Annotated in this window: 22 protein-coding genes and 2 tRNA genes; 6 read left to right on the top strand and 18 right to left on the bottom strand. The window is 68.3% G+C overall.

What is annotated here, in order from left to right:
* Nucleotides 1–11: 11 nt before the first annotated feature.
* Nucleotides 12–647 carry a molybdenum cofactor guanylyltransferase gene (mobA, locus tag ACLBW1_RS17370; RefSeq protein WP_447813075.1) on the bottom strand — a complete coding sequence of 212 codons (636 nt, stop codon included), beginning with the start codon at nucleotides 645–647 and terminating at the stop codon, nucleotides 12–14.
* Between the two features lie 49 nt (nucleotides 648–696).
* Here mobA and ACLBW1_RS17365 point away from each other — a divergent pair, with 49 nt between their 5' ends.
* Together ACLBW1_RS17365 and fdhD are read left to right on the top strand one after the other, a co-directional pair.
* Complete coding sequence (locus ACLBW1_RS17365) at nucleotides 697–3,027, top strand: FdhF/YdeP family oxidoreductase (protein WP_447813074.1); 2,331 nt, start codon at nucleotides 697–699, stop codon at nucleotides 3,025–3,027.
* Entirely contained in the window at nucleotides 3,027–3,848 is an 822-nt protein-coding gene (fdhD, locus tag ACLBW1_RS17360; protein WP_447813073.1) for a formate dehydrogenase accessory sulfurtransferase FdhD, read from the top strand. The genes ACLBW1_RS17365 and fdhD overlap by 1 nt, the downstream gene beginning before the upstream one ends.
* Before the next feature lie 27 nt (nucleotides 3,849–3,875).
* Here the strand turns inward: fdhD and ACLBW1_RS17355 are convergent, their stop codons facing one another.
* From ACLBW1_RS17355 to ACLBW1_RS17325, 7 genes are all read right to left on the bottom strand, one after another.
* The gene (locus ACLBW1_RS17355; protein WP_447813597.1) at nucleotides 3,876–5,867 is read right to left on the bottom strand and encodes a S9 family peptidase; all 1,992 of its coding nucleotides are present in this window, start codon (nucleotides 5,865–5,867) and stop codon (nucleotides 3,876–3,878) included.
* An 84-nt stretch (nucleotides 5,868–5,951) separates the two neighbouring features.
* Nucleotides 5,952–7,232, bottom strand: a complete 1,281-nt coding sequence (gene clpX / locus ACLBW1_RS17350) for an ATP-dependent Clp protease ATP-binding subunit ClpX (RefSeq protein WP_447813596.1) — start codon at nucleotides 7,230–7,232, stop codon at nucleotides 5,952–5,954.
* 251 nt (nucleotides 7,233–7,483) lie between these two features.
* Complete coding sequence (locus ACLBW1_RS17345; RefSeq protein WP_434218068.1) at nucleotides 7,484–8,155, bottom strand: ATP-dependent Clp protease proteolytic subunit; 672 nt, start codon at nucleotides 8,153–8,155, stop codon at nucleotides 7,484–7,486.
* A gap of 64 nt (nucleotides 8,156–8,219) precedes the next feature.
* A complete protein-coding gene (locus ACLBW1_RS17340; protein WP_045822382.1) occupies nucleotides 8,220–8,831 on the bottom strand; it encodes an ATP-dependent Clp protease proteolytic subunit in 612 nt (203 codons plus the stop codon).
* Between the two features lie 183 nt (nucleotides 8,832–9,014).
* Nucleotides 9,015–10,439 (bottom strand): trigger factor, encoded by a 1,425-nt coding sequence (tig, locus tag ACLBW1_RS17335; protein WP_447813072.1) that lies wholly within the window; start codon nucleotides 10,437–10,439, stop codon nucleotides 9,015–9,017.
* A gap of 115 nt (nucleotides 10,440–10,554) precedes the next feature.
* Nucleotides 10,555–10,628: transfer RNA gene (locus tag ACLBW1_RS17330), tRNA-Pro, on the bottom strand.
* Between the two features lie 170 nt (nucleotides 10,629–10,798).
* Nucleotides 10,799–10,869 (bottom strand) — tRNA-Gly (locus tag ACLBW1_RS17325).
* 302 nt (nucleotides 10,870–11,171) lie between these two features.
* Between ACLBW1_RS17325 and ACLBW1_RS17320 the strand changes: the two genes are divergently transcribed.
* Nucleotides 11,172–11,861, top strand: coding sequence for a L,D-transpeptidase (locus ACLBW1_RS17320; RefSeq protein ID WP_447813071.1), 690 nt, complete (start codon nucleotides 11,172–11,174; stop codon nucleotides 11,859–11,861).
* An 85-nt stretch (nucleotides 11,862–11,946) separates the two neighbouring features.
* Here ACLBW1_RS17320 and sthA read toward each other — a convergent pair whose 3' ends face one another.
* From sthA to ACLBW1_RS17295, 5 genes are all read right to left on the bottom strand, one after another.
* Entirely contained in the window at nucleotides 11,947–13,380 is a 1,434-nt protein-coding gene (gene sthA / locus ACLBW1_RS17315; RefSeq protein ID WP_447813070.1) for a Si-specific NAD(P)(+) transhydrogenase, read from the bottom strand.
* Nucleotides 13,381–13,486: 106 nt separating this feature from the next.
* Nucleotides 13,487–14,356, bottom strand: coding sequence for a PE-PPE domain-containing protein (locus ACLBW1_RS17310; RefSeq protein ID WP_447813069.1), 870 nt, complete (start codon nucleotides 14,354–14,356; stop codon nucleotides 13,487–13,489).
* Between the two features lie 82 nt (nucleotides 14,357–14,438).
* The gene (locus ACLBW1_RS17305) at nucleotides 14,439–15,233 is read right to left on the bottom strand and encodes an Fpg/Nei family DNA glycosylase (protein ID WP_447813068.1); all 795 of its coding nucleotides are present in this window, start codon (nucleotides 15,231–15,233) and stop codon (nucleotides 14,439–14,441) included.
* Between the two features lie 7 nt (nucleotides 15,234–15,240).
* The gene (locus tag ACLBW1_RS17300) at nucleotides 15,241–15,714 is read right to left on the bottom strand and encodes a ribose-5-phosphate isomerase (protein WP_447813067.1); all 474 of its coding nucleotides are present in this window, start codon (nucleotides 15,712–15,714) and stop codon (nucleotides 15,241–15,243) included.
* Nucleotides 15,715–15,768: 54 nt separating this feature from the next.
* Complete coding sequence (locus ACLBW1_RS17295; RefSeq protein WP_447813066.1) at nucleotides 15,769–16,416, bottom strand: DsbA family oxidoreductase; 648 nt, start codon at nucleotides 16,414–16,416, stop codon at nucleotides 15,769–15,771.
* 195 nt (nucleotides 16,417–16,611) lie between these two features.
* Between ACLBW1_RS17295 and pepN the strand changes: the two genes are divergently transcribed.
* A complete protein-coding gene (pepN, locus tag ACLBW1_RS17290) occupies nucleotides 16,612–19,191 on the top strand; it encodes an aminopeptidase N (protein ID WP_447813065.1) in 2,580 nt (859 codons plus the stop codon).
* A gap of 79 nt (nucleotides 19,192–19,270) precedes the next feature.
* Here the strand turns inward: pepN and ACLBW1_RS17285 are convergent, their stop codons facing one another.
* The 3 genes from ACLBW1_RS17285 to ACLBW1_RS17275 form a co-directional block, all read right to left on the bottom strand.
* Complete coding sequence (locus ACLBW1_RS17285) at nucleotides 19,271–19,744, bottom strand: DUF5130 family protein (RefSeq protein ID WP_447813064.1); 474 nt, start codon at nucleotides 19,742–19,744, stop codon at nucleotides 19,271–19,273.
* Complete coding sequence (ctaJ, locus tag ACLBW1_RS17280) at nucleotides 19,731–19,982, bottom strand: aa3-type cytochrome oxidase subunit CtaJ (protein ID WP_447813063.1); 252 nt, start codon at nucleotides 19,980–19,982, stop codon at nucleotides 19,731–19,733. Before ctaJ ends, ACLBW1_RS17285 begins: the two co-directional genes overlap by 14 nt.
* Nucleotides 19,983–20,129: 147 nt before the next feature.
* Complete coding sequence (locus tag ACLBW1_RS17275; RefSeq protein WP_447813062.1) at nucleotides 20,130–20,783, bottom strand: HNH endonuclease; 654 nt, start codon at nucleotides 20,781–20,783, stop codon at nucleotides 20,130–20,132.
* A 214-nt stretch (nucleotides 20,784–20,997) separates the two neighbouring features.
* Here ACLBW1_RS17275 and ACLBW1_RS17270 point away from each other — a divergent pair, with 214 nt between their 5' ends.
* Together ACLBW1_RS17270 and ACLBW1_RS17265 are read left to right on the top strand one after the other, a co-directional pair.
* A complete protein-coding gene (locus tag ACLBW1_RS17270; protein WP_447813061.1) occupies nucleotides 20,998–21,393 on the top strand; it encodes a globin in 396 nt (131 codons plus the stop codon).
* 99 nt (nucleotides 21,394–21,492) lie between these two features.
* Nucleotides 21,493–23,247, top strand: coding sequence for a glycoside hydrolase family 13 protein (locus ACLBW1_RS17265; RefSeq protein WP_447813060.1), 1,755 nt, complete (start codon nucleotides 21,493–21,495; stop codon nucleotides 23,245–23,247).
* Nucleotides 23,248–23,251: 4 nt separating this feature from the next.
* Here ACLBW1_RS17265 and ACLBW1_RS17260 read toward each other — a convergent pair whose 3' ends face one another.
* Nucleotides 23,252–23,938, bottom strand: coding sequence for a hypothetical protein (locus ACLBW1_RS17260; protein ID WP_447813595.1), 687 nt, complete (start codon nucleotides 23,936–23,938; stop codon nucleotides 23,252–23,254).
* A 46-nt stretch (nucleotides 23,939–23,984) separates the two neighbouring features.
* Nucleotides 23,985–24,476, bottom strand: a complete 492-nt coding sequence (locus tag ACLBW1_RS17255) for an acyl-CoA thioesterase (RefSeq protein ID WP_447813594.1) — start codon at nucleotides 24,474–24,476, stop codon at nucleotides 23,985–23,987.
* Nucleotides 24,477–24,478 lie beyond the last annotated feature (2 nt).

The following is a 24,478-nucleotide window of genomic DNA, read 5'->3' as shown; positions in this document are numbered from 1 at the left end:
TGACGCCCCTTCTAGGGGATGCTCACGCCTGCCGTGTCGGCGGCGACACCGCTCACGGCGTGGCGCAGCCGGTGCAGATCCTCGGGTGCGTTCACGTTGGTGAGCCAGGCGACATCGCTCACCGCGATGCGGTTGGCGGCGATGGCGTCGAGCGCGGCGAGCATGCGGCGTTCACCGGTGGCCGCCAGGTCGCGGATGCGCCCGGCGCACGCCGTCCGGTAGACGCCGGCGAACGGGTGCACCCGTTGGGAGTCGACGGCGATGGCCGCGTCGTCGCCCTCGCGCAGGCCCAGCAGCAGCTCGTCGACGATCGCCGCCCCGATGAGCGGCATGTCCGTCGCGCACACGAAGGCGATCTCAGCGCCGGCGGCCGCGGCGTCGGCGAGTCCGGCGGCAAGTGCGCCGAGCGGTCCGGCCCCGGCCTGTTCATCGGTGACCCAGTGCGCCTCGGGGCCGCCGGTGCCCTTCAGCGTCCGGTAGGCCGGCGACGACGCCGCGGCGACGACCGACACCGGCGAGCACCGGGTGCCCACCTCGGCGACGATCCGGGCGAGCATCGGCTGCCCCTCCCAGTCCAGACCGGCCTTGTCCGAGCCCATCCGTCGCGACGCTCCACCGGCCAACACCACACCCGCCACATCGGTCATCGGGCCAGTATCGCGTGACGCACCCCGTGCTCGGGGCCACTATGGAGGAATGACTTCCATCGAATCCGATCCCACCGGCGCCGTAGAGGCGACCGAGACCGACGTCGACGAGCCGACGACCACCCGGGTCGGACACCGCAAGTCCTACGCCGCCGGTGTGCCCGCGGTGGCGGTGTCGATGCAGCGCGGACTCACCCAGATGGGTCCGCTGCGCACCGCACGCACCCTGCTCGAGCTCAACCAGCGCGACGGATTCGACTGCCCGGGATGCGCCTGGCCGGAGAAGCCGGGCGGACGCAAGCACGCCGAGTTCTGCGAGAACGGCGCGAAGGCGGTGGCCGAGGAGGCGACCCGGCGCACGGTGACACCGGAGTTCTTCGCCGCGCACAGCGTGGAGTCGCTACGCGATCGCACGGAGTACTGGCTGTCGCAGCAGGGCCGTCTCACCCATCCGATGGTGCTGCGCGAGGGCGACACCCACTACCGGCCGATCGACTGGGACGACGCCTACGCCCTCATCGCCGACGAACTCGCCGCGCAGTCCTCCCCCGACGAGTCGGTGTTTTACACCTCGGGCCGCACCAGCAACGAGGCCGCGTTCACCTACCAGCTGCTCGCCCGCAGCCTCGGGACCAACAACCTGCCGGACTGTTCCAACATGTGCCACGAGTCGTCGGGCCACGCGCTGTCGACCACCATCGGCATCGGCAAGGGGTCGGTGTCGGTGCTCGATGTCGAGAACGCCGACCTCATCGTCATCGCCGGACAGAACCCGGGCACCAACCATCCACGGATGCTGTCGATCCTCGACGCGGCCAAGCGGAAGGGCGCGAAGATCGTCGCGGTCAACCCGCTGCCCGAGGCCGGGTTGATGCGGTTCAAGGATCCGCAGCGCGTCAACGGTGTCGTCGGTTCCGGCACCACCATGGCCGACGAGTTCCTCCAGATCCGTCTCGGCGGCGACATGGCCCTGTTCCGCGGGCTCGCGACACTTCTCCACCGCGCCGAGAAGGCCGCACCGGGAACGGTCTTCGACACCGAGTTCCTCGACACCTACTGCTCGGGTGTCGACGACTACGTCGCGACCCTCGCCCACACCGACATGGACGAGATCGTCGCCGCCACCGGGTTGTCGCTGCGTCAGATCGAGGAGTTCGCCGATCGGTGGGCCTCATCGGAGCGCATCATCGTCTGCTGGGCCATGGGGTTGACCCAGCACGCCCACGCCGTTGCGACCATCGAGGAGGTGACCAACACGCTTCTGCTGCGCGGCATGATCGGTAAGCCCGGCGCCGGCGTCTGCCCGGTGCGCGGACACTCCAACGTGCAGGGTGACCGGACCATGGGGATCTGGGAGCAGATGGACGAGGCCTTCCTCGCCGCGGTCGATGCCGAGTTCGGGATCACCAGCCCCCGCGACCACGGTTGGGACGTGGTCGATTCCATCCGCGCCATGCGCGACGGAAAGGTGTCGATGTTCATGTCGATGGGCGGCAATTTCGTCTCCGCCACCCCCGACACCGCCGTCACCCGCGCCGCACTCGGACGCTGTCGTCTCACCGTGCAGGTGAGCACCAAGCTCAACGCTTCGCATCTCGCCACCGGGTCGACCGCGCTGATCCTGCCGACCCTCGGCCGCACCGACCGCGACATGCGGGCCGGCCGCAAGCAGAAGGTCACCGTCGAGGACTCGATGGGATCGGTGCACCTGTCGCGCGGGTCCCTGACACCGGCGAGCGGAGAGCTGCGCAGCGAGGTCGGCATCATCTGCGAACTGGCCGAGAAGGTGCTCGGGACAAGCCATCCCGTGGACTGGTCGGCGATGGCGAACGACTACGACGTGATCCGCGATCACGTCGCGAACGTGGTGCCCGGTTTCACCGACTTCAACACCCGGGTGCGTCAGCCCGACGGGTTCCTGCTCCCCCACCCGCCGCGCGACGACCGCGAGTTCCCCACCGACAGCGGCAAGGCCGTTCTGACGGTGAATCCGCTGCAATGGCTGCCCACCCCTGCCGGGCGACTGATCCTGCAGACGATGCGCAGCCACGATCAGTACAACACCACCATCTACGGCCACGACGACCGTTACCGGGGGATCAAGGGCAACCGTCGCGTGGTGCTGGTCAACTCCGACGACCTCGCCGAACTCGGTCTGCGCGACGGGCAGTCGGTCTCGATCGTCTCGGAGTTCGAGACCGTTGAGGGTGTCGAGGAACGGCGGGTCGACGGTTTCACCGCCGTGGCCTACTCGACCCCGCGCGGCAACGCCGCCGCCTACTACCCCGAGACCAATCCCCTCGTCCCTCTCGATCACGTGGCCGTGAAGTCGAACACGCCGGTGTCGAAGGGGATCACCGTGCGTTTGATCGCCGCCTGATGGGTCGCGTCACCACCCGGGTACCGGTACGCCGGATCCGCGGGGAGAACGACGCCACGCGACCGGACACGCTCGCCGTCGAGGAGCCCCTCGAGATCCGCGTCGGTGGTCGGGCGTTGACGGTCACCATGCGCACGCCCGGTGCCGACATCGACCTGGTGCACGGATTCCTGTTGTCGGAGGGCCTCATCGGGTCGGTCGACGACATCGCGACCATCCGGTACTGCGACGGTGTGGACGCCGCGGGGGCGAACACCTACAACGTCATCGACGTGACCCCGGCCGACGGCGTGTCGATCGCGCCGCGTCCGCGGGCGTTCGTGTCGAACTCGGCGTGCGGGGTGTGCGGGTCGTCGGCCATCGACGACATCCGTGCGACCTCGCGCTACGACCTGTCCGCCGACGACTCGTCGATCGACATCGACGCACTGGGTGCTCTCCCGGACCGGCTGCGTGCGGCGCAGGCCACGTTCACCGCGACCGGCGGAACGCATGCGGCGGCGCTCTTCGACACCGACGGCACGCTGTTGGTGGTGCGTGAAGACGTCGGGCGTCACAACGCCCTCGACAAGGTGGTCGGCTGGGCCTTGCGGGAGGGACGGATCCCGTTGCGCCACACCGTGGCCATGTTGTCGAGTCGGGTGTCGTTCGAGCTGGTGCAGAAGTCGGTGATGGCGGGGATCCCGATCATCGCGGCGGTCTCGGCACCGTCGTCGCTCGCCGCCCACCTCGGCGCCGAGCTCGACCTCACCGTGGTCGGCTTCCTGCGCGGCGAGTCGATGAACGTCTACTCCGCCCCGCACCGCATCGTCCGGTCCTGACGATCCGTCGCACGGTCGGCGCACACCTCAGAGCAGGTCGTGCGCGGCGATCTCGACGTCGCCCAGGACGTCGGGCAGGTCGAGGGTCTCGCCGCGCACGTGCTGGGCGAGGAAGGCCAGCACCACCCGGTACCAGATGATCGCGTTCTGCGGCTTGAGGATCCAGTGGTTCTCGTCGGGGAAGTAGAGGAACCGGTGGACCGTCGTCCCGTCGTCGGCGGCGGGCAACCCGGATTCCGAGAGCAGCTCGTACCAGAGCCGCAACGACTCACCGACCGGCACGCGATAGTCCTTGTCGCCGTGGATGACGAGCATCGGGGTCACGATGTCGGCGACGTACAGGTGTGGTGAGTTCTCCACCGCCATCTCCGGTGACATCTCCCGCGACCAGTAGTCGGCACCGTCGGTGGTCGGCCCGAACTGATCGAGCGCCCAGAGGCTCGCGTGGGTGACCACGGCGCGGAACCGATCGGTGTGCCCGGCGATCCAGTTCGCCATGTACCCGCCGAACGATCCGCCCATGAGTGCCGATCGCTCGGCGGAGATCCGCGGGTCCGCCTCGGCGGCGTCGGTCACGGCCATGAGATCGGTGTAGGGCTCGAACCCCCAGCTCCCCCAGCCACGCTGGATGAAGTTCTGTCCGTACCCCGTCGACAGGGCCGGGTCGGGCAGCACGACCGCATAACCCGCCGCGACGGCGATCCACGGGTTCCAGCGCCACGACCACGCGTTCCACGACGCCAGCGGTCCGCCGTGCACCCACACCAGCAGCGGTACCTGCGCCTGGTCGCTCGCGCCGTGTGGCAGCGCCAACCACGCCCGTAGTGGCGTGCCGTCGATGGTCTGGGTGCGCAGTTCCTCCACCGTGCCCGGCAGGGCCGGCAGTTCGGCGGGCCCGGGCAGCGGGGTGACCCCACCGCCGGAGATGTCGATGCGCACCGCGTGGGGCGGTTGCGCCGCGGAGCTGCGGAGCGCGAACAGCGTTGCGCCGTCGGGGTGTACGCACACGTCGCTGTAGCAGTGGTCCGAGGACGTGACCGGGCGAACGGGTTCCCGGTCATCGTGATCGGTGGCGTCGACCACGAAGACCTGGCCGCGGCCGTCGTCGTCGGCGGTGACGATCAGTGCCGACCCGTCCGCCGACCACGACACCGAGTTCGGCCATCGATCCCAGTCCGCGGCCGGTTCGGTGATCGCACCGGATGCGAGGTCGAGGATCTCCACGCGGATCACCGGCGCGGTGCTGGGTGTGGTCACCGACTCCGAGAGGTAGGCGACCCGCGTACCGTCCGGCGAGATGGTCGGGGCGTAGAAGTCGTGGTCGGGATCCGAACGCACGGCCACCGGCTCGGACGGCGACCCGGACCGTAGGTCGATGCGCACCAGGGAGGTTCGCGTCGCCGCCTGTGGTGCGCCGGTCCGCCAGGTGGTGACCGCGACGTCGCCGTCGGGTGCGATCGCCACGTTCGCCTCACGCAGCGCCGCACCCGGGCGCGCGATCACCGGTTCCAGACGTCCGTCGTGAGCGGCGTCGAACAGGTGCGGTCGTCCCGGTCCGAGGTCGGCGTCCCAGAGCCGTACGGGATAGCGGTCGTGCAGGATCGCCGACGAGGTCGTCTTGCGTCGACGCTCCCGGATCTCGGCGTCGGCGTCCGGCGTGCGTGCGAGGACATCGGCGAGGACAAGGATCCGGTCACTGCCGCACGCGGTCACGATCTTCTGGACGCCACCAGGGCGCAGTGCGACCCGCTCGGCCTCACCGACCGCGGGCAGACGCCACAGGGCCGACACCGGGTCCCCATCGGACTGGTGCTCGGAGGCGGGGGCGGACTTTCGGAGGAACCACAGCGTCCCGGTGCCGTCGAAGGCGGGTCCGGTGGCACTGTCGGCACCTCGGGTGAGTCTGCGGGCCGGCTGCTCTGCGCTCGGGTCGAGCTCCCAGAGGGCGCTGATGTACTTCGTGGAGGTGTCGTCGAGGGTGGCCACTGTGGTGACCAGTCGGTTGCCGTCGGCCGACATCGTCAGCCCGCTCACACAAGGCAGTGCGATGTAGCGATCGAGGTCGGCGAAGTCTGATTTCTCGGCGTGCGTCACGCCGAGAGACTACGCGGTCTTGTCGCGCCGTTCGTCGCGACGCGGCTTGCGCGGCACAATCGTCGGCAACACGTTGTCGCGCACCGTTTCTCCGGTGACGACCACCTTGGCGACGTCATCGCGACCGGGGATGTCGTACATCACCGGGAGGAGGACCTCCTCCATGATGGCGCGCAGACCACGAGCGCCGGTGCCGCGGTGAATGGCCTGATCTGCCACGGCCTCGAGGGCGTCCGGGGTGAACTCGAGCTCGACGCCGTCCATGTCGAACAGGCGCACGTACTGCTTCACGAGCGCGTTCTTCGGGGTCGAGAGGATCGAGACCAACGACTCCTTGTCGAGGTTGGTCACCGATGCCACCACGGGGAGACGACCGATGAACTCCGGGATGAGCCCGAACTTGATGAGGTCCTCGGGCATGACCTCCGCGAAGGCGTCGACCATCTCGTCGTCGTTCTTCTTGGCGACCTCGGTGCCGAAACCGATGCCGCGCTTGCCGATCCGATCCGACACGATGCGCTCGAGGCCTGCGAACGCACCGGCCACGATGAACAGCACGTTGGTGGTGTCGATCTGGATGAACTCCTGATGCGGGTGCTTGCGACCGCCCTGCGGGGGAACCGATGCCTGCGTGCCCTCGAGGATCTTCAACAGGGCCTGTTGCACACCCTCGCCGCTGACGTCGCGGGTGATCGACGGGTTCTCGCTCTTGCGGGCGATCTTGTCGACCTCGTCTATGTAGATGATGCCGGTCTCGGCGCGCTTCACGTCGTAGTCGGCGGCCTGGATCAGCTTCAGCAGGATGTTCTCGACGTCCTCACCGACGTAGCCCGCCTCGGTGAGCGCGGTCGCGTCGGCGATGGCGAAGGGGACGTTCAGCATCTTCGCGAGGGTCTGCGCCAGGTAGGTCTTGCCGCATCCGGTGGGGCCGAGCATGAGGATGTTCGACTTCGCCAGTTCCACGGCCTCGCCGCCGCGGGAGTCCTTGCGGTCACCGGCCTGAATGCGCTTGTAGTGGTTGTAGACGGCCACCGCCAGGGTCCGCTTGGCGGTGTCCTGACCGATGACGTAGTTCTCGAGGAAGTCGCGGATCTCCGAGGGCTTGGGCAGCTCGTCGAGTTTGACGTCGCTCGACTCGGCGAGCTCCTCCTCGATGATCTCGTTGCACAGGTCGATGCACTCGTCGCAGATGTACACGCCGGGACCCGCGATGAGCTTCTTGACCTGCTTCTGGCTCTTTCCGCAGAACGAGCACTTCAGCAGATCGCCACCATCTCCGATTCGCGCCATCGTGTGCTGTACCTCTTCCTTGTGCACCGGCGCGATGGGCATCGCGCCGGGCGAACCGACCCGGCGTCAGTATGGACGACCGTACCCGCGGACCGACCGAACTTCGACCGATAAACACTTTTGCCACGCGCGCGTCGGCAGACGCCGTCACGGGTGGGGAACACGAGTTCAGCGGTGATCCCAGGAGTACAGGATCACCCTTGCGCGGCCACGCCGGGCGCAACCGCTGCGCGCCCGGCGTGTCGCCCCGATCAGCTGCGGCGCGCCGACTTCTTGCGGTACTCGAAGACCTCGTCGATGATCCCGTATTCCTTGGCCTGGGCCGCGGTGAGGATGTTGTCGCGGTCGGTGTCGCGGCGGATCTTGTCCGAATCCTGGCTGGTGTGGCCGGACAGGATCTCGTCGAGAAGGCGGCGGATGCGCTCGATCTCGGCGGCCTGGATCTCCAGGTCGGACACCTGGCCCTGGTACGAACCACCGGTGCGCGGCTGGTGGATGAGCACCGTGGCGTTGGGCAGCGCTGCGCGCTTGCCCGGGGTGCCCGCGGCCAGCAGGACCGCCGCGGCCGAGGCCGCCTCACCGAGGCAGACCGTGACGATGTCGCAGTGGACGTACTGCATGGTGTCGTAGATCGCCAGCATCGCGGGGACACTGCCGCCGGGTGAGTTGATGTACATCGTGATGTCCCGGTCGGGATCCTGGGACTCGAGCACCAGCAGCTGCGCCATGATGTCGTTCGACACCGTCTCGTCGATCGGCGTGCCGAGGAAGACGATGCGCTCCTCGAACAACTTGGCGTACGGGTTGTACTCCCGCATGCCGTTGGGGGTGTGCTCGATGAACGAGGGCAGGATGTAGCGACTCTGCAGCCCGGCGGCTGCCACGCCTGCGGGACTGGGGGTGGATCCGAACACGTTGCTCATGGTTTCTCCGAGGTTCTTGGGCGGCGGTACGCGCGTGACGTGGATGGAGTCGGGTCGGGGTGGGTCAGGCCCGCGAGATCACGTGGTCGACGAACCCGTACTCCTTCGCCGCCTCTGCGGTGAACCACTTGTCGCGGTCGGCGTCGGCCTCGATCTTCTCGAGCGGCTGCCCGGTGAACTCGGCGTTGAGGCGGTTCATCTCTTTCTTGGTCAGCGCGAACTGCTCAGCCTGGATGGCGATGTCGGCCGCGGTGCCACCGATGCCCGCCGACGGCTGGTGCATCATGATCCGCGCGTGCGGCAGCGCGTGACGCTTGCCCTTGGCGCCGGCGGCGAGGAGGAACTGGCCCATCGAGGCGGCCATACCCATCGCGTACGTCGCGACATCACACTGCGCGAGCTGCATGGTGTCGAAGATCGCCATGCCCGCGGTGACCGACCCGCCGGGCGAGTTGATGTAGAGGTTGATGTCCTTGGTGCTGTCCTCGGCGGCGAGAAGGAGGATCTGGGCGCACAGCCGGTTGGCGATGTCGTCGTCGACCTGGGTGCCGAGGAAGATGATCCGCTCGCGCAGCAGGCGCTCGAAGACCGAGTCGCTCAGGTTCAGGCCGGACATGCCCGAGCTGGCGGTGACACCCGAGCTCATCGCAGGCGTGTGGATCTTCGACTCGGTCACGATTCCTACTTTCGAAAGAGGTCGGGAGAGATCTCGGCGGTCGGCGCGCGAGGCGCCGGACACGAGACCGTTGTGCGGGAGTGCTCTTCGTCGACACTAACGAACAGGGGCGGCACCGAGTCGTCGGAGCCGCCCCTATTCGCTGACAGCGGAACACCTCGGTGGCCGCTGTCGTCGGTGGTCCTAGCTGGTCTCGGACTCTTTCTCGGGGGCGTCACCCTTGTCGGCCTCGGCGCCCTCGGTGACCTCTGCGGTCCCGGGAGTGTCGGCCGCCTCGTCGGCGTCCTCGCCGCCACCGAAGAACTCGGTGGTGTCGACGGTCGCGCCCGTGGTGTCGGTGACCGACACCAGTCCGATGACGCCGGCGAGCGCCTTGCTGCGACGGACGTCGGCGTAGATCGCGCCGACCTGACCGGCCTGCTGCAGCTGTGCGATGAAGTCCTGGGGCGCCATGCCGTACCGCTGGGCCTGGAACATGATCTGCTGGGTCAGCTCGTCCTGGCCGACGACGGTCTCGCGGGCGTCGGCGATCGCGTCGAGCAGCAGCTGCGACCGGACAGATTTCTCGGCACCCTCGCGCGCCTCGGTCTCCCACTCCTCGCGGGTGGTCCCCTGCTGGGCGAGGAACTCGGCGACCTTGTCGTCGTCGTGATCGAAGGCGTGGACGACCTGATGCATCTGGCTCTCGGCCTCGGCGTCGACGACACCCTGGGGCAGCGGGACCTCGACGCTGTCGAGCAGCTTCTCGAGCACGGCGTCGCGGATCGCGCTCGCCTGCTCCATCTTCTTCGACTGGCCGACCCGCTCGGTGAGGTCTGCACGCAGCTCGTCGATGGTGTCGAACTCGCTGGCCATCTGGGCGAAGTCGTCGTCGGCCTCGGGCAGCTCACGCTCCTTGACCGAGTTGACGGTGACGGTCACCTCGGCCTCCTCGCCGCTGTGCTCACCGGCGACGAGCGTGGTGGTGAAGACCTTGTCCTCGCCGGCACTCATACCGACGAGCGCCTCGTCGAGTCCGTCGATGAGCTGGCCCGAACCGACCTCGTGGGACAGGCCGGTGGTGGAGGCCTCTTCGACCTCGGCGCCGTCGACGGTGGCAGCGAGATCGATCGACACGAAGTCGCCGTCCTTGGCGGGGCGCTCGACACCGGTCAGGGTGCCGAAGCGGGCGCGCAGTGCGTCGAACTGTTCGTCGACCGCGGCCTCGTCGACATCGACGGGCTCGACCTCGACCGACAGCGACTCGAAGTCGGGCAGGGCGATGTCGGGACGGACGTCGACCTCGGCGGTGAAGGTGATCGACTTGCCGTACTCGAGCTCGGAGAGGTCGATGTCGGGCTGACCGATCGGGTTGGTCTCGGTCTCGGCGATGGCCTCGGAGTACTTGCCCGGGAGAGCGTCGTTGACGACCTGCGCGAGCACCGAATCGCGGCCCACCCGTGCCTCGATCAGCTTGGCGGGGGCCTTGCCCGGACGGAAGCCGGGGATGCGGATCTGCTGGGCCAACGACTTGTAGGCGCGGGCGAAATCCTTCTCGAGCTCCTCGAACGGGACCTCGACATTGAGTTTCACGCGCGTCGGGCTCAGCTGCTCGACAGTGCTCTTCACGAACTTGACTCCTTGTGTGATGACGGTGGTGGGCGTCTGCGGTACGGGCTCTCCGGGCCAGGGGCCGTCCGGACGCGGTCGCGTCGGGGGTTCTTGCCCGGGGATCCATCTGTCGTCGGGATGACAGGATTCGAACCTGCGACCCTCCGCTCCCAAAGCGGATGCGCTACCAAGCTGCGCCACATCCCGGACTCGCCGGTGTCACAGCGGAGAAGGTCGCTCGCAGTCCTCGCAGACACCGAGCGCAAATACTACGTTGCCGTGGTGCGACCTCGGGAATCGCCTCGTGCGCGCGCGACGACCGCAGACACGACACAGGCGCCGGATCGCGGTGCGATCGGCGCCTGTGTGCGGTTCGGAGCGGGTGACGGGAATCGAACCCGCGTAGCTAGTTTGGAAGACTAGGGCTCTACCATTGAGCTACACCCGCGAGCACACCGCGCCGGATGGGATCGCCACCGGCGCCGCGTGCGGAAGCGACTGTACCGCGTGTGCGTGGCTGATCCGAAATCCCCGACAACGCGATTCGAACCGCCTCGTGTGACCCGCGTCTCCCAACTGTTTCAGCGGCACGATCGGTAACAGTGGCCCCGTGGGCCCCATGACAACACTCTTGTAACGAATCAGACACAGTCCGGGTTGGGTGCAGTCCCCGGTCCGTGTCACCATGGACGAGCGCGTGGGGTCTCGCGCAGTACACCCGTATCCGATCGAAGGACAGGTCTCGAACTCGTGCTGACTCCCAAGTCCACCCGACGTACCCACACCGTGCGCCGCGTGCTCACCGTGCTCATGGGTGTCGTGATCGCGCTCGTGGCGGTCCCGACCGCGGCGATGGCCGCGCCCGCCGCCCCGACACCGACCATCCCCGGCCTGCCGGGTGTGCCCGTGCCGGACTTCCTCAAGCCCCTGCTGCCCGCCCCGCCGGCGCCGCAGGCCACCCCCGAGCCGGCCCCGGTCCCGGCCGAGCCCGCCGAACCCGCACCGCCGGTCCCCACCAAGACCGGCTGGGTCGCGCTCGCCGACGACGCGTCGAAGACGCTCACGGTCTGGCACAACGGCAAGGTCGTGCGCACCATGCCGATCTCGATGGGCTCCAACGACCACCCGACTCCCAACGGCACGTACTTCACCAAGGAGAAGTACCGCGACATGTACATGGACTCCTCCACGTACGGCGTCCCGGTGAACTCCCCCGGTGGTTACCGCACCTACGTCGAGTACGCGATCCGCATGAGCTGGGACGGGATCTTCCTCCACGCCGCGCCGTGGTCGGTGGCCCAGCAGGGCAAGACCAACGTCAGCCACGGGTGCATCAACGTGAGCACCGAGAACGGCAAGTGGGCCTTCGAGAACTTCCCCGAGGGCACCCCGATCGTCGTCCGCGGCACCGTGGGCGGTCAGTACGTGCAGGGCAGCTGACCCTCTCGCTCCACCGACGAGGCCCGACCGTGATCCACGGTCGGGCCTCGTCGCGTTCGCGGGCACCCCTCGGCACGGGTCGAGGTCAGTGGGCCCCGAGTTCGTGTCCGTTGCCCTCACCGGTGACCCGGGAGATCGCGCGCATCTTGTTCACGGCGTCGAGTGCGGCGACCTTGTAGCCCTCGGCCAGGGTCGGATAGTTGAACACCGCGTCGACGAGGTAGTCGACCGTCCCGCCGCACCCCATCACCGTCTGCCCGATGTGCACGAGTTCGGCGGCGTTGCTGCCGAAGACGTGCACGCCGAGCAGGGTGCGATCGTGGGCGTGGACGAGGAGCTTGAGCATCCCGTACGAGTCGCCCATGATCGCCCCGCGGGCGAGTTCGCGATAGCGCGCGACACCCACCTCGAACGGCACGGTGTCGGAGGTCAACTCCTCCTCGGTCTTGCCGACGTAGCTCACCTCGGGGATCGAGTAGATGCCGATGGGCTGAATGCCGGTGCCGTTGCCGATCGGTTCGCCGAAGGCGTGGTAGGCGGCCCGCCGTCCCTGTTCCATCGACGTCGCCGCGAGCGCGGGGAAACCGATCACGTCACCGACGGCATAGATGTGGTCGACCTCGGTCTGGAAGAACTCGTTGACCTCCAGGCGACCGCGGTCGTTGCCGCTGAGCCCGGCCTCCTCGACCCCGAGTTCGTCGGTCACCCCCTGACGGCCCGCGGAGTACAGCACACAGCCCGCGGGGATCTTCTTGCCCGACTCCAGGATGGTGAGCGTGCCCTGAGGGTGCTTCTCCACCGTCTTCACCGACTCCGAGAACCGGAAGGTGACGCCGCGTTCGCGGAGTTGGTACTGCAACGCCTCGACGATCTCGCGGTCGCAGAAATCGAGCATGTGTGGCCGCTTCTCCACCACTGTGACCTTCGTGCCGAGTGCGGCGAACATCGAGGCGTACTCGATGCCGATCACACCCGCACCCACCACCACCATGGACTGCGGTACGTGGTCCATCCCCAGGATCTGATCGGAGTCGACGATGGTGGCGCCGTCGAACTCCACCGTCTCCGGACGCGCGGGGCGGGTGCCGACGGCGATGACGACGTGATCGGCGGTGACGACCTTGCGTTCCCCGTCTGGGCCGTCGACGGCGATCTCGTTCGGTCCGGTGAATCGGGCGTTGCCGATCAGCAGCGCAACGCGATTGCGCGTCAGCTGACTCTGGATGACGTCGATCTCCTTGGCCACCACGTGCTGCGTCCGGGCGGAGAGATCGGCGACGGTGATGTCGGACTTGAGCCGGTACGACTGGCCGTAGAGCTCACGCTGGCTCAGGCCGGTGAGGTAGAGAACCGCCTCGCGCATGGTCTTCGAGGGCACCGTGCCGGTGTTGATGCAGACCCCGCCGACCATGTCGCGGCGTTCGACCACCGCGGCGCGTTTTCCGAGCTTGGCCGCGGCGATCGCCGCCTTCTGGCCCGCCGGGCCCGATCCGATGACGACGAGGTCGTAGTGATCCACAGTTGCACTCCGCTTCGGTGACAGGCGACACGCACAGACCGGCCCAGTGTCACCCAGTTCGGGCGCCGCCACATGTCGTGGACATGAATTCTGACGCCGGGAGTCCTCAGGCGCTGCGCGGCATGTGCCGGTCGGCGGCGAAGGTGGCCTGCACCTGCATCCACTGCGCCAGCACCTCACAGCCGCAGAGTTCCCCGCGACCGGCCAGCGGTTCGGACCCGTAGGCGACATGGCGCCCACCGCGGCGGTTGACGATGGTGATGCCGTGCCACATGATCACCGCGGGCAGATACGCCACGATCTCGACCAGCGCCGTCCGGATCCGGGTGATGTCACGACGCCACTGCCGTGGACGGATCGCCGTGCGTGCCGCGTTCTGGAAGGCGTTGGCGCGCAGGGTCGTACCGATGCGGCGCAGCCAGGCGCCGACGTCCCGCAACGACAGGGCGATGGTCAGGTCGGCGATGTCGCGCACCAGTGAGTCGTCGCTCGCGTTGCAGATCATGTCGTCCGGATCGGCGATCCACATCGTCGCGATGCCCGGCGGCAGGTCGGGCCCGGGGCCGGCGATCCCGAATCCCGCGCATCCGGCGACCGCGCCCGGCGGCTGATGCGGGTCGGCGACGAGGCCGACGCCGAGCACCGCCGAGAGGTCGTGGCCCCGACGTCGTGCGCGGGCCAGCGCGTCGCGGATGACCACACATCCCTGCGAGTACCCGATGAGCATGACCGGGCCGTCGGTGGCCGTCATCGCGGCCTGCATTCTCGCCGAGCCGACGGCGACCGACTCGGCGAAACTCATCCCGTCGCGGTGCGGCACGGGTCCGTAGCTCGACGGGTAGCCCACCCAGCGGCACCGGAACCGGTGGTCGAGGTGTGCGCCGACCTCGGCCAGCAGTCCGGTGAGGTGGGTGCGCGTGTCGTCCGCCCAGGACTCCCCGGTCCCGCCGACGGCGAGGACGGTCACTGTGGTCATGGGTTCGATACTCGACCCAGGACCTGAGAGTTCGCGTCCGTGGACTCTGAGGATTGTCTGGCAGTGCGGGTGCGGGACTGGTTCAGTCGGGCTGACAGGAGGGGCACCAGAAGAGGTTGCGACCCTCCATCACCTCGCCGAGGATCGTGTTCCCGCAGATCCGGCAGGGCTCGCCGCGACGGCGGTACACGTAGCTGCGCGGACGGCCGCGCATACCCGGAGTGCCGTGGTCGTCCTCGGAGCGGATGGTGATGATCTTGCCGCGCCGCACCCCGACATCCATCAGTTCGACGGTGTCGTCCCACATCTTCTGCCAGACACGGTGATCGACCGCGGTACCCGGTCGCATCGGATGGACGTTCGCGCGGAACAGCACCTCGGCGCGGTAGACGTTGCCGATCCCGGCGATGACCTTCTGGTCCATCAGCATCGCGCCGAGCGCGCGACGGGACTTGTGGATCCGCGCGAACGCCTTGTCGGGGTCGGCGTCCTTGCGCAGCGGGTCGGGCCCGAGTCGGGCGACGAGTGCGTCGAGGTCCTCGGGAGTGAACATCTCGCACGCGGTCGGCCCTCGCAGGTCACCACCGTGGTCGTCGCCCTCGATCCGCAGTCGCACCTGCCCCACCGGCGGCGGCATGGGCGCCTTCACATCGGAGAACTTGCCGTAGAGCCCGAGATGGATGTGCACCATGTCGCCCGACTCATAGTGGTGCAGAAGATGTTTGCCCCACGCCTCGGCGCGGGCGAAGCACTGACCGTCGAGACGCTCCGCCTCCTCGGCGAACCGGCCCTGCGGGCTGGACACCGCGAGTTGCTGTCCGCGGTAGCGGCGGTGGTGCAGTCGCGCGAGTCGGTGGATCGTATGGCCCTCGGGCATACGACTCTCAGTTCGCGGGCAGGGCGGGGGCCTGTCCCGTCCGCTCGTAGTCGGCGAGGATGTCGATACGCCGCTGGTGGCGCGGTTCCTCCGACCACGGTGTGGCGAGGAACGCGTCGACGATGGCGAGCGCCTCGTCGGTGGAGTGCATCCGTCCGCCGATTCCGATCAGCTGGGCGTTGTTGTGCTGGCGGGCCAGCTGGGCGGTCTCCACGCTCCAGGCCAGGGCGCAGCGCGCACCCGGGACCTTGTTGGCAGCGATCTGCTCACCGTTGCCACTACCGCCCAACACGATGCCGAGACTGCCGTCGTCGGCGACGGTCGCGAGTGCCGCGGCGACGCAGAACGCCGGGTAGTCGTCCAGGGCGTCGTAGGTGTGAGCTCCGCAGTCGGTCACCTCGTGGCCTGCGGCGGTGAGGTGGTCGAGGATCTGGTTCTTGAGTTCGAAGCCGGCGTGATCGGCCCCCAGGTAGACGCGCATGCGCTACAGCATGCCAGGTCATCGGGGGCCGATCACACGGTGGCCGCGTACGCCTCAGTCGAACTGCGGGCCCTCGTCGCGGCTGCGCTTGAGTTCGAAGAAGTGCGGGTAGCTCGCCAGCGCCACGGCGCCGTCCCACACCCGACCGGCGTCGTCGCCGCGCGGGATACGCGAGAGGACCGGACCGAAGAACGCGACGTTGTTGATGTGGATGGTCGGGGTGCCCACATCGTCACCGACCTTGTCCATGCCCTCGTGGTGGCTTGTGCGGATGGCGTCGTCGAACTCGCCCGAATCGGCCGCCTTCGCCAGTTCGGCGGGGAGTCCGGCGTCGGCCAGCGACGCGGCGATCGCCTTCTCGTAGTCGTCAACCCCGTTGTTGTGGATCTGGGTTCCCATGGCGGTGTACAGCGGGTCGAGGACCTCGTGGCCGTGCGCATCGACCGCGGCCTGCAGCACGCGCACGGGCTTCCACGCCTCCTTGAGCTTCTCGGCGTAGTCGGCCGGGATGTCCTTGCCCTCGTTGAGGACGGCGAGGCTCATGATGTGGAACTCGACGTCGATGTCCCGAACCTTCTCGACCTCGAGAATCCATCGGGAGGTGATCCAGCACCAGGGGCACAGCGGGTCGAGCCAGAAGTCGACGCGGTCGCGGCCGGTGGAGCCGGAGGTCTCGGTGGTCTGCTCTGCGGTGGTGCTCATGACTACTCCTCGCATCGGATGGTGCGCACGTCGGTGTGTGCGTCGATCGTCTCCCTGATGTCAACGGCGAGGGGTGACGCGCATTCCCCACCCCACCATCGCGCCTGCACACCGGGGTGGGAGGGATGATGGGGTAAGTGTGTTGACGACACCGACACCTTCGCACCCTCGCCTCTACCCCGACAGGACGTCCCTTTGAGTGCACCGAACCTGACCCGCGACGACGCGGCACGACGATCGTCGACGATCGCCGTGGAGAACTACACGATCGATCTCGACCTCACCGACGGCGCCGGGAAGCCCGGGACCGAGACCTTCCGCTCGACCTCGACCGTGACGTTCACCGCCGACGCCGGGTCCTCCACCTTCATCGACATCGTCGCGAAGTCGGTGGTGTCGGCGACGCTCAACGGCACCGACATCGACGTCGCCGGTTACGCCGAGGAGGACGGGATCTCCCTGTCCGACCTCGCCGCGCACAACGAGCTCACCGTGGTCGCCGACTGCCTGTACTCGAACACCGGTGAGGGCCTGCACCGCTTCGTCGACCCGACCGACGACTCGGTCTACCTGTACTCGCAGTTCGAGACCGCCGACGCCAAGCGCATGTTCGCCTGCTTCGACCAGCCCGACCTCAAGGCCACCTTCGACATCGCGGTGACGGCCCCGACCGACTGGGAGGTCATCTCCAACGGTGCCACCGCGGAGGCGGCCGACGGCAGACACACCTTCGTCACCACCGAACTGCTCAGCACCTACCTCGTGGCGCTCATCGCGGGCCCGTACGCGAAGTGGACCGACGAATACAGCGACGACCACGGCACGATCCCCCTCGGGGTCTACTGCCGCGCATCGCTGTCGGAGTTCATGGACCCCGAACGCGTGTTCACCGAGACCAAGCAGGGCTTCGAGTTCTATCACCGGAACTTCGGGATCCCCTATGCCTTCGGGAAATACGACCAGCTGTTCGTCCCGGAGTTCAACGCGGGGGCGATGGAGAACGCGGGAGCGGTGACCTACCTGGAGGACTACGTCTTCCGGTCGAAGGTCACCAAGGCGCTCTACGAACGTCGTGCCGAGACGATCCTGCACGAGATGGCGCACATGTGGTTCGGCGACCTCGTCACCATGACGTGGTGGGACGATTTGTGGCTCAACGAGTCCTTCGCGACGTTCGCGTCGGTCCTCTGCCAGTCCGAGGCCACCGAATACACCACGGCCTGGACCACTTTCGCGACGGTCGACAAGTCATGGGCCTACCGTCAGGATCAGCTGCCCTCGACCCACCCGGTCGCCGCCGACATCCCCGACATCGCCGCGGTGGAGGTCAACTTCGACGGCATCACCTACGCCAAGGGCGCGTCGGTGCTCAAGCAGCTCGTCGCCTACGTGGGTCTCGAGGACTTCCTCGCCGGTCTGCGCGACTACTTCGCGGCGCACGAATTCGGCAACGCGACGTTCTCGGACCTGTTGGGAGCGTTGGAGAAGTCGTCCGGCCGCGATCTGTCCGACTGGGGCGATCAGTGGCTGCGCACCACCGGCATCAACGTGCTGCGTGCCGATTTCGACATCGACGAGTCCGGGAAGTTCACCCGGTTCGAGGTCGTGCAGGGCGGCGCCACCCCGGGCGCGGGCGAATTCCGCACCCACCGCATCGCCATCGGCATCTACGACGACGATGCCGACGGAAAGCTCGTGCGGGTCAACCGCGCCGAGATCGACGTCGAGGGCGAGCGCACCGCGGTGCCCGACCTCGTCGGTCTCGATCGCGGCGCGCTGATCCTGGTCAACGACGAGGATCTCACCTATTGCACGGTCGAACTCGACGAACACTCGCTCGAGACCGCGACACGGCGGATCGCCGACATCACCGAGTCACTCCCCCGGACGATGGTCTGGTCGGCGGCGTGGGAGATGACCCGGGGCGCCACCATGCGGGCACGCGACTTCGTCGAGTTGGTGCAGCGCGGCATCGGCGCCGAGACCGAGATCGGCGTGGTGTCCCGTGTGCTGATGCAGGCACAGACCGCGGTGGATCGCTACAGCGACCCGCAGTGGGCCGCGAGCACCGGATGGCCGGCGTTCAGTGCGCGCCTGCTGGAACTGGCGCGCGACGCCGAACCCGGTTCCGATCATCAGCTCGCGTTCGTCGGCGCTCTCCTCGCCGGATCGATCGGCGACGACGTCGTGGCGACGCTGAAGGGACTGCTCGACGGCGACGATCCGGCCGAGCACGGTCTCGGTGGTCTCGTCGTCGACACCGATCTGCGGTGGAGCATCGTGACCGCGTTGGCCACCGCCGGCGCCATCGACGCCGACCCCGAATCGACGCCGGTGATCGACGCCGAGGCGCAGCGCGACAACACCTCGGCCGGCGCCCGCAAGGCCGCGACGGCGAAAGCGGCCCGACCGCTCGCCGAGGCGAAGCAGTGGGCGTGGCAGCAGGCCGTGGAGGACGACACGCTCTCCAACACCTTCGCGCGCTCCGTCATCGGCGGGTTCGCCCGCCCCGGACAGGGCGAGCTTCTTGCCTCGTACGTGTCGAAGTTCTTCGAGGCCGTTCCCGATGTGTGGCGTCGTCGGTCCAGCGAGGTCGCCCAGAGCGTCGTCGTCGGTCTCTACCCCGGCTGGTCGGTGTCCGAGGAGTCGCTCGCGCTGGCCGACGAGTTCCTGTCCGAGGAGCGCCCGCCCGCACTACGTCGTCTGATCCTGGAGGGGCGCGACACGGTCGCCCGCTCGCTGCGGATCCGGGCGTTCGACGCGGGCGACGCCTGACGGTCACCCGGTCACACGACGAACGCCGCGTTCCCCAGAGGGGGACGCGGCGTTCGTGTGTGGAACCGAGGCTGCGGTGTCAGGAACGGGCGACGGCGGTGGCCATCACGCGCAGGGCCGCGATGAGACCGTCGACCATGTCGTTGTTGCGGAACGAGGCGATGGCCGCGGTCACGCCGAGCTGGGCGACGCGGTCGTTGACGCGGTCGGCGACGGCGCTGCCGCTGACGACCACGATGTCGTGGGTGTTGGGCGACACCGCGATGAGAGCGGCGTGTGCGGGCTCTGGGATCTGCGGGAGCACCGCGGTCGCGCCGGCGTAGGGGTCGGTGCCGAGGTCGCCGATGTAGATCGAGAAGCGGACCCGCGCGAGCTCGGTGGCGTGCGAGAGCGCCTCGTCGAGGGCGACGAGCTCGTCGCGCGCGAACGGAGGTGTCGCAGCGGCCGAACCGGGCATGCGGGCGGCCGAGATGCGGCCACTGGTGGTCACGACGGCCCCGAGCGGCAACGCGTCGGGATCGGTCACGACGGGCTTGATCTCACCACTTGCCACTTGCGGACCCTCCGATCAGTTCGTCGGCGCCGAGATCGTGGTGGACGGCCGACAGCGGCGCCGCGTCGGTCGCACTGAGCAGCATCGGCTCGCGCGTCCACTCCTGATCGAGTGTGTACGGCTTCGTCTTCTCGTACTTCGCGCCGAAGGCCCACGCCATCGACACCACGCAACCGATCACGAACACGATGCAGATGATCGTGACGGGAACGCCGATCGCGACTATGAGGTCATCCATCCCAACACCCTTCAGCAGTGGAGCTGTGCCCAGAGGAGCCGTGCTCGCAAGAGCCGTGCTCGAGGAAAATCTAGCCGAACTCCACCATCGCGGCCCATTCGGGTACGACGAGCTGTAGTCGAAGGCGTGGTCATGCCGCCACCGAGGTCAGGCGGCGCCGACGTCGATGTAGCGCGACCAGGCGGGATCGATCTCCTTGACCGTCGCGAGCAGTCGCCAGTGCCGGCCCTTCGGCGGGGTGAGGGAGGCGCGCAGTGTCCACCCGAGCTCCGACAGCAACCGGTCGGCCTTCTTGTGGTTGCAGTTCGCGCAGCAGGCCACGCAGTTCTCCCAGTTGTGCGCTCCGCCGCGACTGCGTGGCACCACGTGATCGATGGTGTTCGCCTTGGCGCCGCAATAACCGCACCGGAAGCGATCGCGGTGCATGAGAGCGGCGCGGGTCATCGGGATCTTCGCCCGGTACGGCACCCGCACGTAGGTGCGCAGACGGATGACCGACGGGATCGGCATGGAGAGGTCGGCGGAGTGGATGGCCGGTCCCATCTCGTCGGTGTGCACCACGTCGGCCCGTTCGCGCAACACCAGGACGACGGCCCGACGAATGGAGATCGCGGTGAGTGGTTCGTAGGTGGCGTTGAGCAGCAGCACCCGGTGTTTTCCCCAGACCGCGGTGGTGGCCACACCGTTCTCGTCGGCCGGGGCGGAGGCGGCATCGGCCCCCGATCCACCGTGGGACCCAGCGACGCGGCCGGACGCACTGGAGACAAGCGCGGTCACCCGCTCTGACTGCTGCTTCCTCATGCGCGTCATCCGACCTCCGGAAGTGGGAACGATCCAGTTCACCACGGAATCGCAGCGAACGCACTGCATTAGGTGGCCCACCCGCTCGGCGGCGCGGCCACTCCCCCATCGACGCAGGTCAGAGGGGTCGGGGATGGGTGAACATCAGGTGTCGCGCAGGGGAGGTAGGCGCCGGGCGTGAGGGCAGTGTGTATCGATGAGGGACACTGGTCGGGTGACCGATGGCGCAACGACGTTCTACGACGCGGTCGGGGGTGCGCAGACCTTCGACGACCTCACCCGGCGGTTCTACGAGGAGGTGGCGCGCGACGAGATCCTGCGGCCGCTGTATCCGGAGGAGGACCTCGTCCCGGCCGAGCGGCGCCTGCGGATGTTCCTCGAGCAGTACTGGGGAGGCCCACGCACCTACTCCGACGAGCGCGGTCATCCGCGTCTGCGGATGCGCCACCAGCCGTTCCGGATCGGCCCTATCGAGCGGGACGCCTGGCTGCGGTGCATGCACACGGCGATCGACTCCATCGGCGCCGACCGCCTCGACGACGAGCACCGCCGCGCGCTCGTGGACTACATGGAGATGGCCGCCCAGTCGATGGTCAACTCGCCGCTGTAGTCGCAGATCCCGTGACCGCGCACCCGTGCGCCACGCCGGTGTGAGCGCGGCCACGCCCGGGCGCGGCGGGGCCGGGGACGCGACCGGCGGTGAGGCAAGATGACAGTCGTGAACGACGAATCGCCGCAGGCCCCGATCGACGACCCCACGCCCGAGGGTGCCGACGGCGTCGCGGCGACCCCCGATGTCGCCGAGGACTCCGCTGCCACCGATGTCGCTGCGGGTCTTGACGTTTCCGTTTCGGCGCACCCCGACGCGGTGTCCAGCGACGACCCGGGCATCCCGCCGTGGTGGGCGTCGGCGGTGTTCTACCAGATCTATCCACGGTCGTTCTCCGACAGCGACGGAGACGGGGTCGGTGACCTCCCGGGTGTGATCGACAAGCTGGGATACCTCGAACTGCTCGGCGTCGACGCCCTGTGGATCAGCCCGGTGATGCGCTCCCCCATGGCCGATCACGGCTACGACGTCTCCGACCCCCGGGACATCGACCCGCTCTTCGGAGGTATCGGCGCGCTCGACGCGTTGGTCGCCGAGGCCCACGCGCGCGACATCAAGGTCACGATGGACCTCGTCCCGAACCACACCAGCGATCAGCACCGGTGGTTCGTGGAGGCGCTGGCCTCCGAACCCGGCAGCGCCGCCCGGGAGCGGTACATCTTCCGCGATGGTCTGGGCGAGGACGGCAGCGAGCCGCCGAACAACTGGCCCAGCATCTTCGGCGGGCCGGCGTGGAGCCGCGTCACCGAACCCGACGGCACGCCGGGCCAGTGGTACCTGCACATCTTCGCCCCCGAGCAGCCCGATCTGAACTGGGAGAACGACGAGGTCTTCGAGGATCTCGCCACCACCCTGAGGTTCTGGCTCGACCGTGGCGTCGACGGTTTCCGCATCGACGTCGCCCACGGGATGGCCAAGCCACCGGGTCTGCCGGACATGCCCGAGGAGTTGCAGACCGGTCTGCTCATCAACGACGACGACGACCCGCGGTTCAACAATCCCGGGGTGCACGCCATCCACCGCCGGATCCGCGAGGTGATGAACTCCTATCCCGACGCCGTCACGGTCGGTGAGATCTGGGTGCGCGACAACGAGCGCTTCGCCGAGTACATCCGACCCGACGAACTGCATCTCGGGTTCAACTTCCGATTGGCCGAGGCCGACTTCACCGCCGACTCCATCCGCGAGGCGATCGAGAACTCGCTCGCCGCAGTGGATTCGGTCCGCGGCAACCCGACGTGGACGCTGTCGAACCACGACGTCGAACGCGAGGTCTCCCGCTACGCGTCCGAGACCACCGAGGCGGTGGGTCTCGACCGGGCGCGGGCGATGGTCATGGTCGAACTCGCCCTGCCGGGAACGGTGTTCCTCTACAACGGATCCGAGCTGGGACTGCCGAACATCGACCTGCCGGAGGAGGCACTGCAGGACCCGGTGTGGGAGCGGTCCGGCCACACCAACCGCGGCCGCGACGGCTGCCGCATCCCGGTGCCGTGGCAGGGCGACACCCCGCCGTACGGCTTCAGCACCACCGAGGACACCTGGCTGCCCATGCCGAAGGACTGGGATGTCCTCACCGCCGAACATCAACTCGAGGACGTCGACTCCACGCTCTCGCTGTACCGACTGGCCATCGAGCTGCGCAAGACGCGTCCGGAGTTCGCGGGCGAGGAGATCGAGTGGTACGGCGCGCCGCCACAGTGCCTTGCGTTCCGCCGCGCGGTCGGACGCCTCGTGTGCGTTCTCAACGCCGGCGACACACCGGTCGGTCTCCCCGCGGGCGAGGTGCTGCTCACCAGCGCGCCGCTCGACGAGGGGCGCCTGGCGCCGAACGCCGCGGCCTGGTTGGTCTGACCCGTCAGGTCGCGGTCAGCGGGATCGGGACCGTGCGCCGGAAGTAGACCGAACCGAAGCGCGCGTCGATGCGCGCCCAGGCCCCGTTGGTGCGGACACGCACCGGCTCGCCGGGGTCGATCGCCGCGATGGGCGACGTCTCGGTGACCATGCGACCGTCGGCGTCGGTCACGAAACCCATTGCGGTGATGGCGAAGACGGCGCGCATCGTCACCGCCACCGCGGTGCCGGTCCACTCCGACGTCGCGTCGGGGGTCACCTCGAGCACCGTCTGGTCGAGCAGCGAGGCCGGGGGTCCCTGCGGACCGCCCTGTGTGCGGGCGACGTCGGCGCCCTCCCGCGACAGCTCGACGATCGCCCGGGCGGGTACGTCGTCGACGTGGACGAACCCCGTTTCGGGGGGCAGGGCGCCCGACTGCCATGCGCTGTCGACAGAGAACCCGGCGTCGATCTCGTGGACGGTCGCGTCGTCTCCGGATGGGACCCGCAGTGCGCTGTGGAGGACGGCGCTGTCGTGGACGATGTCGGGTGCGTCGATCGCGACGCGCACCACTCGCGTCGCGAGGACGTCGAAGGGCGTGTGCACCCACACCCCGACACCGCCGTCGCCGCGGCGTCGGAGGCGGATCGCCGAGGTGGGGTCGAGGCGGTGGGCGCGGGAGACGAACGCGTACAGGTCGTATCGGTCCATCAACTCGTCGACGACGATCACGTCCGACCTCGGTCCGCGGTCACCATCACCGCGCGGTGCGTGCCGCGCGGCGGGCGTCGGTCCGCAGGAAGCTGCGCAGGTAGTCCTTCTCCTCGGCGGTCATCCGCCGCGGTATCTGCGTGTCGACGTCGAACGACACGAGCTGTGTCGACGCGACGACCGCGGGCCTGGACTGCGGATCGGCGTGGGCCGGACGCACCTCGTAGCCGACGGTGAAGTCGACCGCCCGGACGGCCGTGGTGAACATGGTGACCTCGATCGGTGACTGTTCGTGGCGCAGCTGACCCTGGTAGCGGACGTTGAGCTCGGCCACGAGGCAGCCGGTGCGCAGTCCGGCGGTGGGTCGTTCGTCGTAGAACAGCCACGGGATGCGTGCCTCCTCGAGGAGGGTCACCATCCGTGCGTGGTTGATGTGGGCGAAGACGTCCATGTCCGACCAGCGGACGGGCACCGTCACCAGGAACCCGGCGGCGACCCGTCGACCGTCGTCGCCTCCGAGCGACTCGTCGCGCTGCATCT

It is taken from the genome of Williamsia sp. M5A3_1d, from assembly GCF_053345315.1.
The sequence above is the reverse complement of the archived record's forward strand: the minus strand, read 5'-3'. Positions and strand labels throughout refer to the sequence as shown.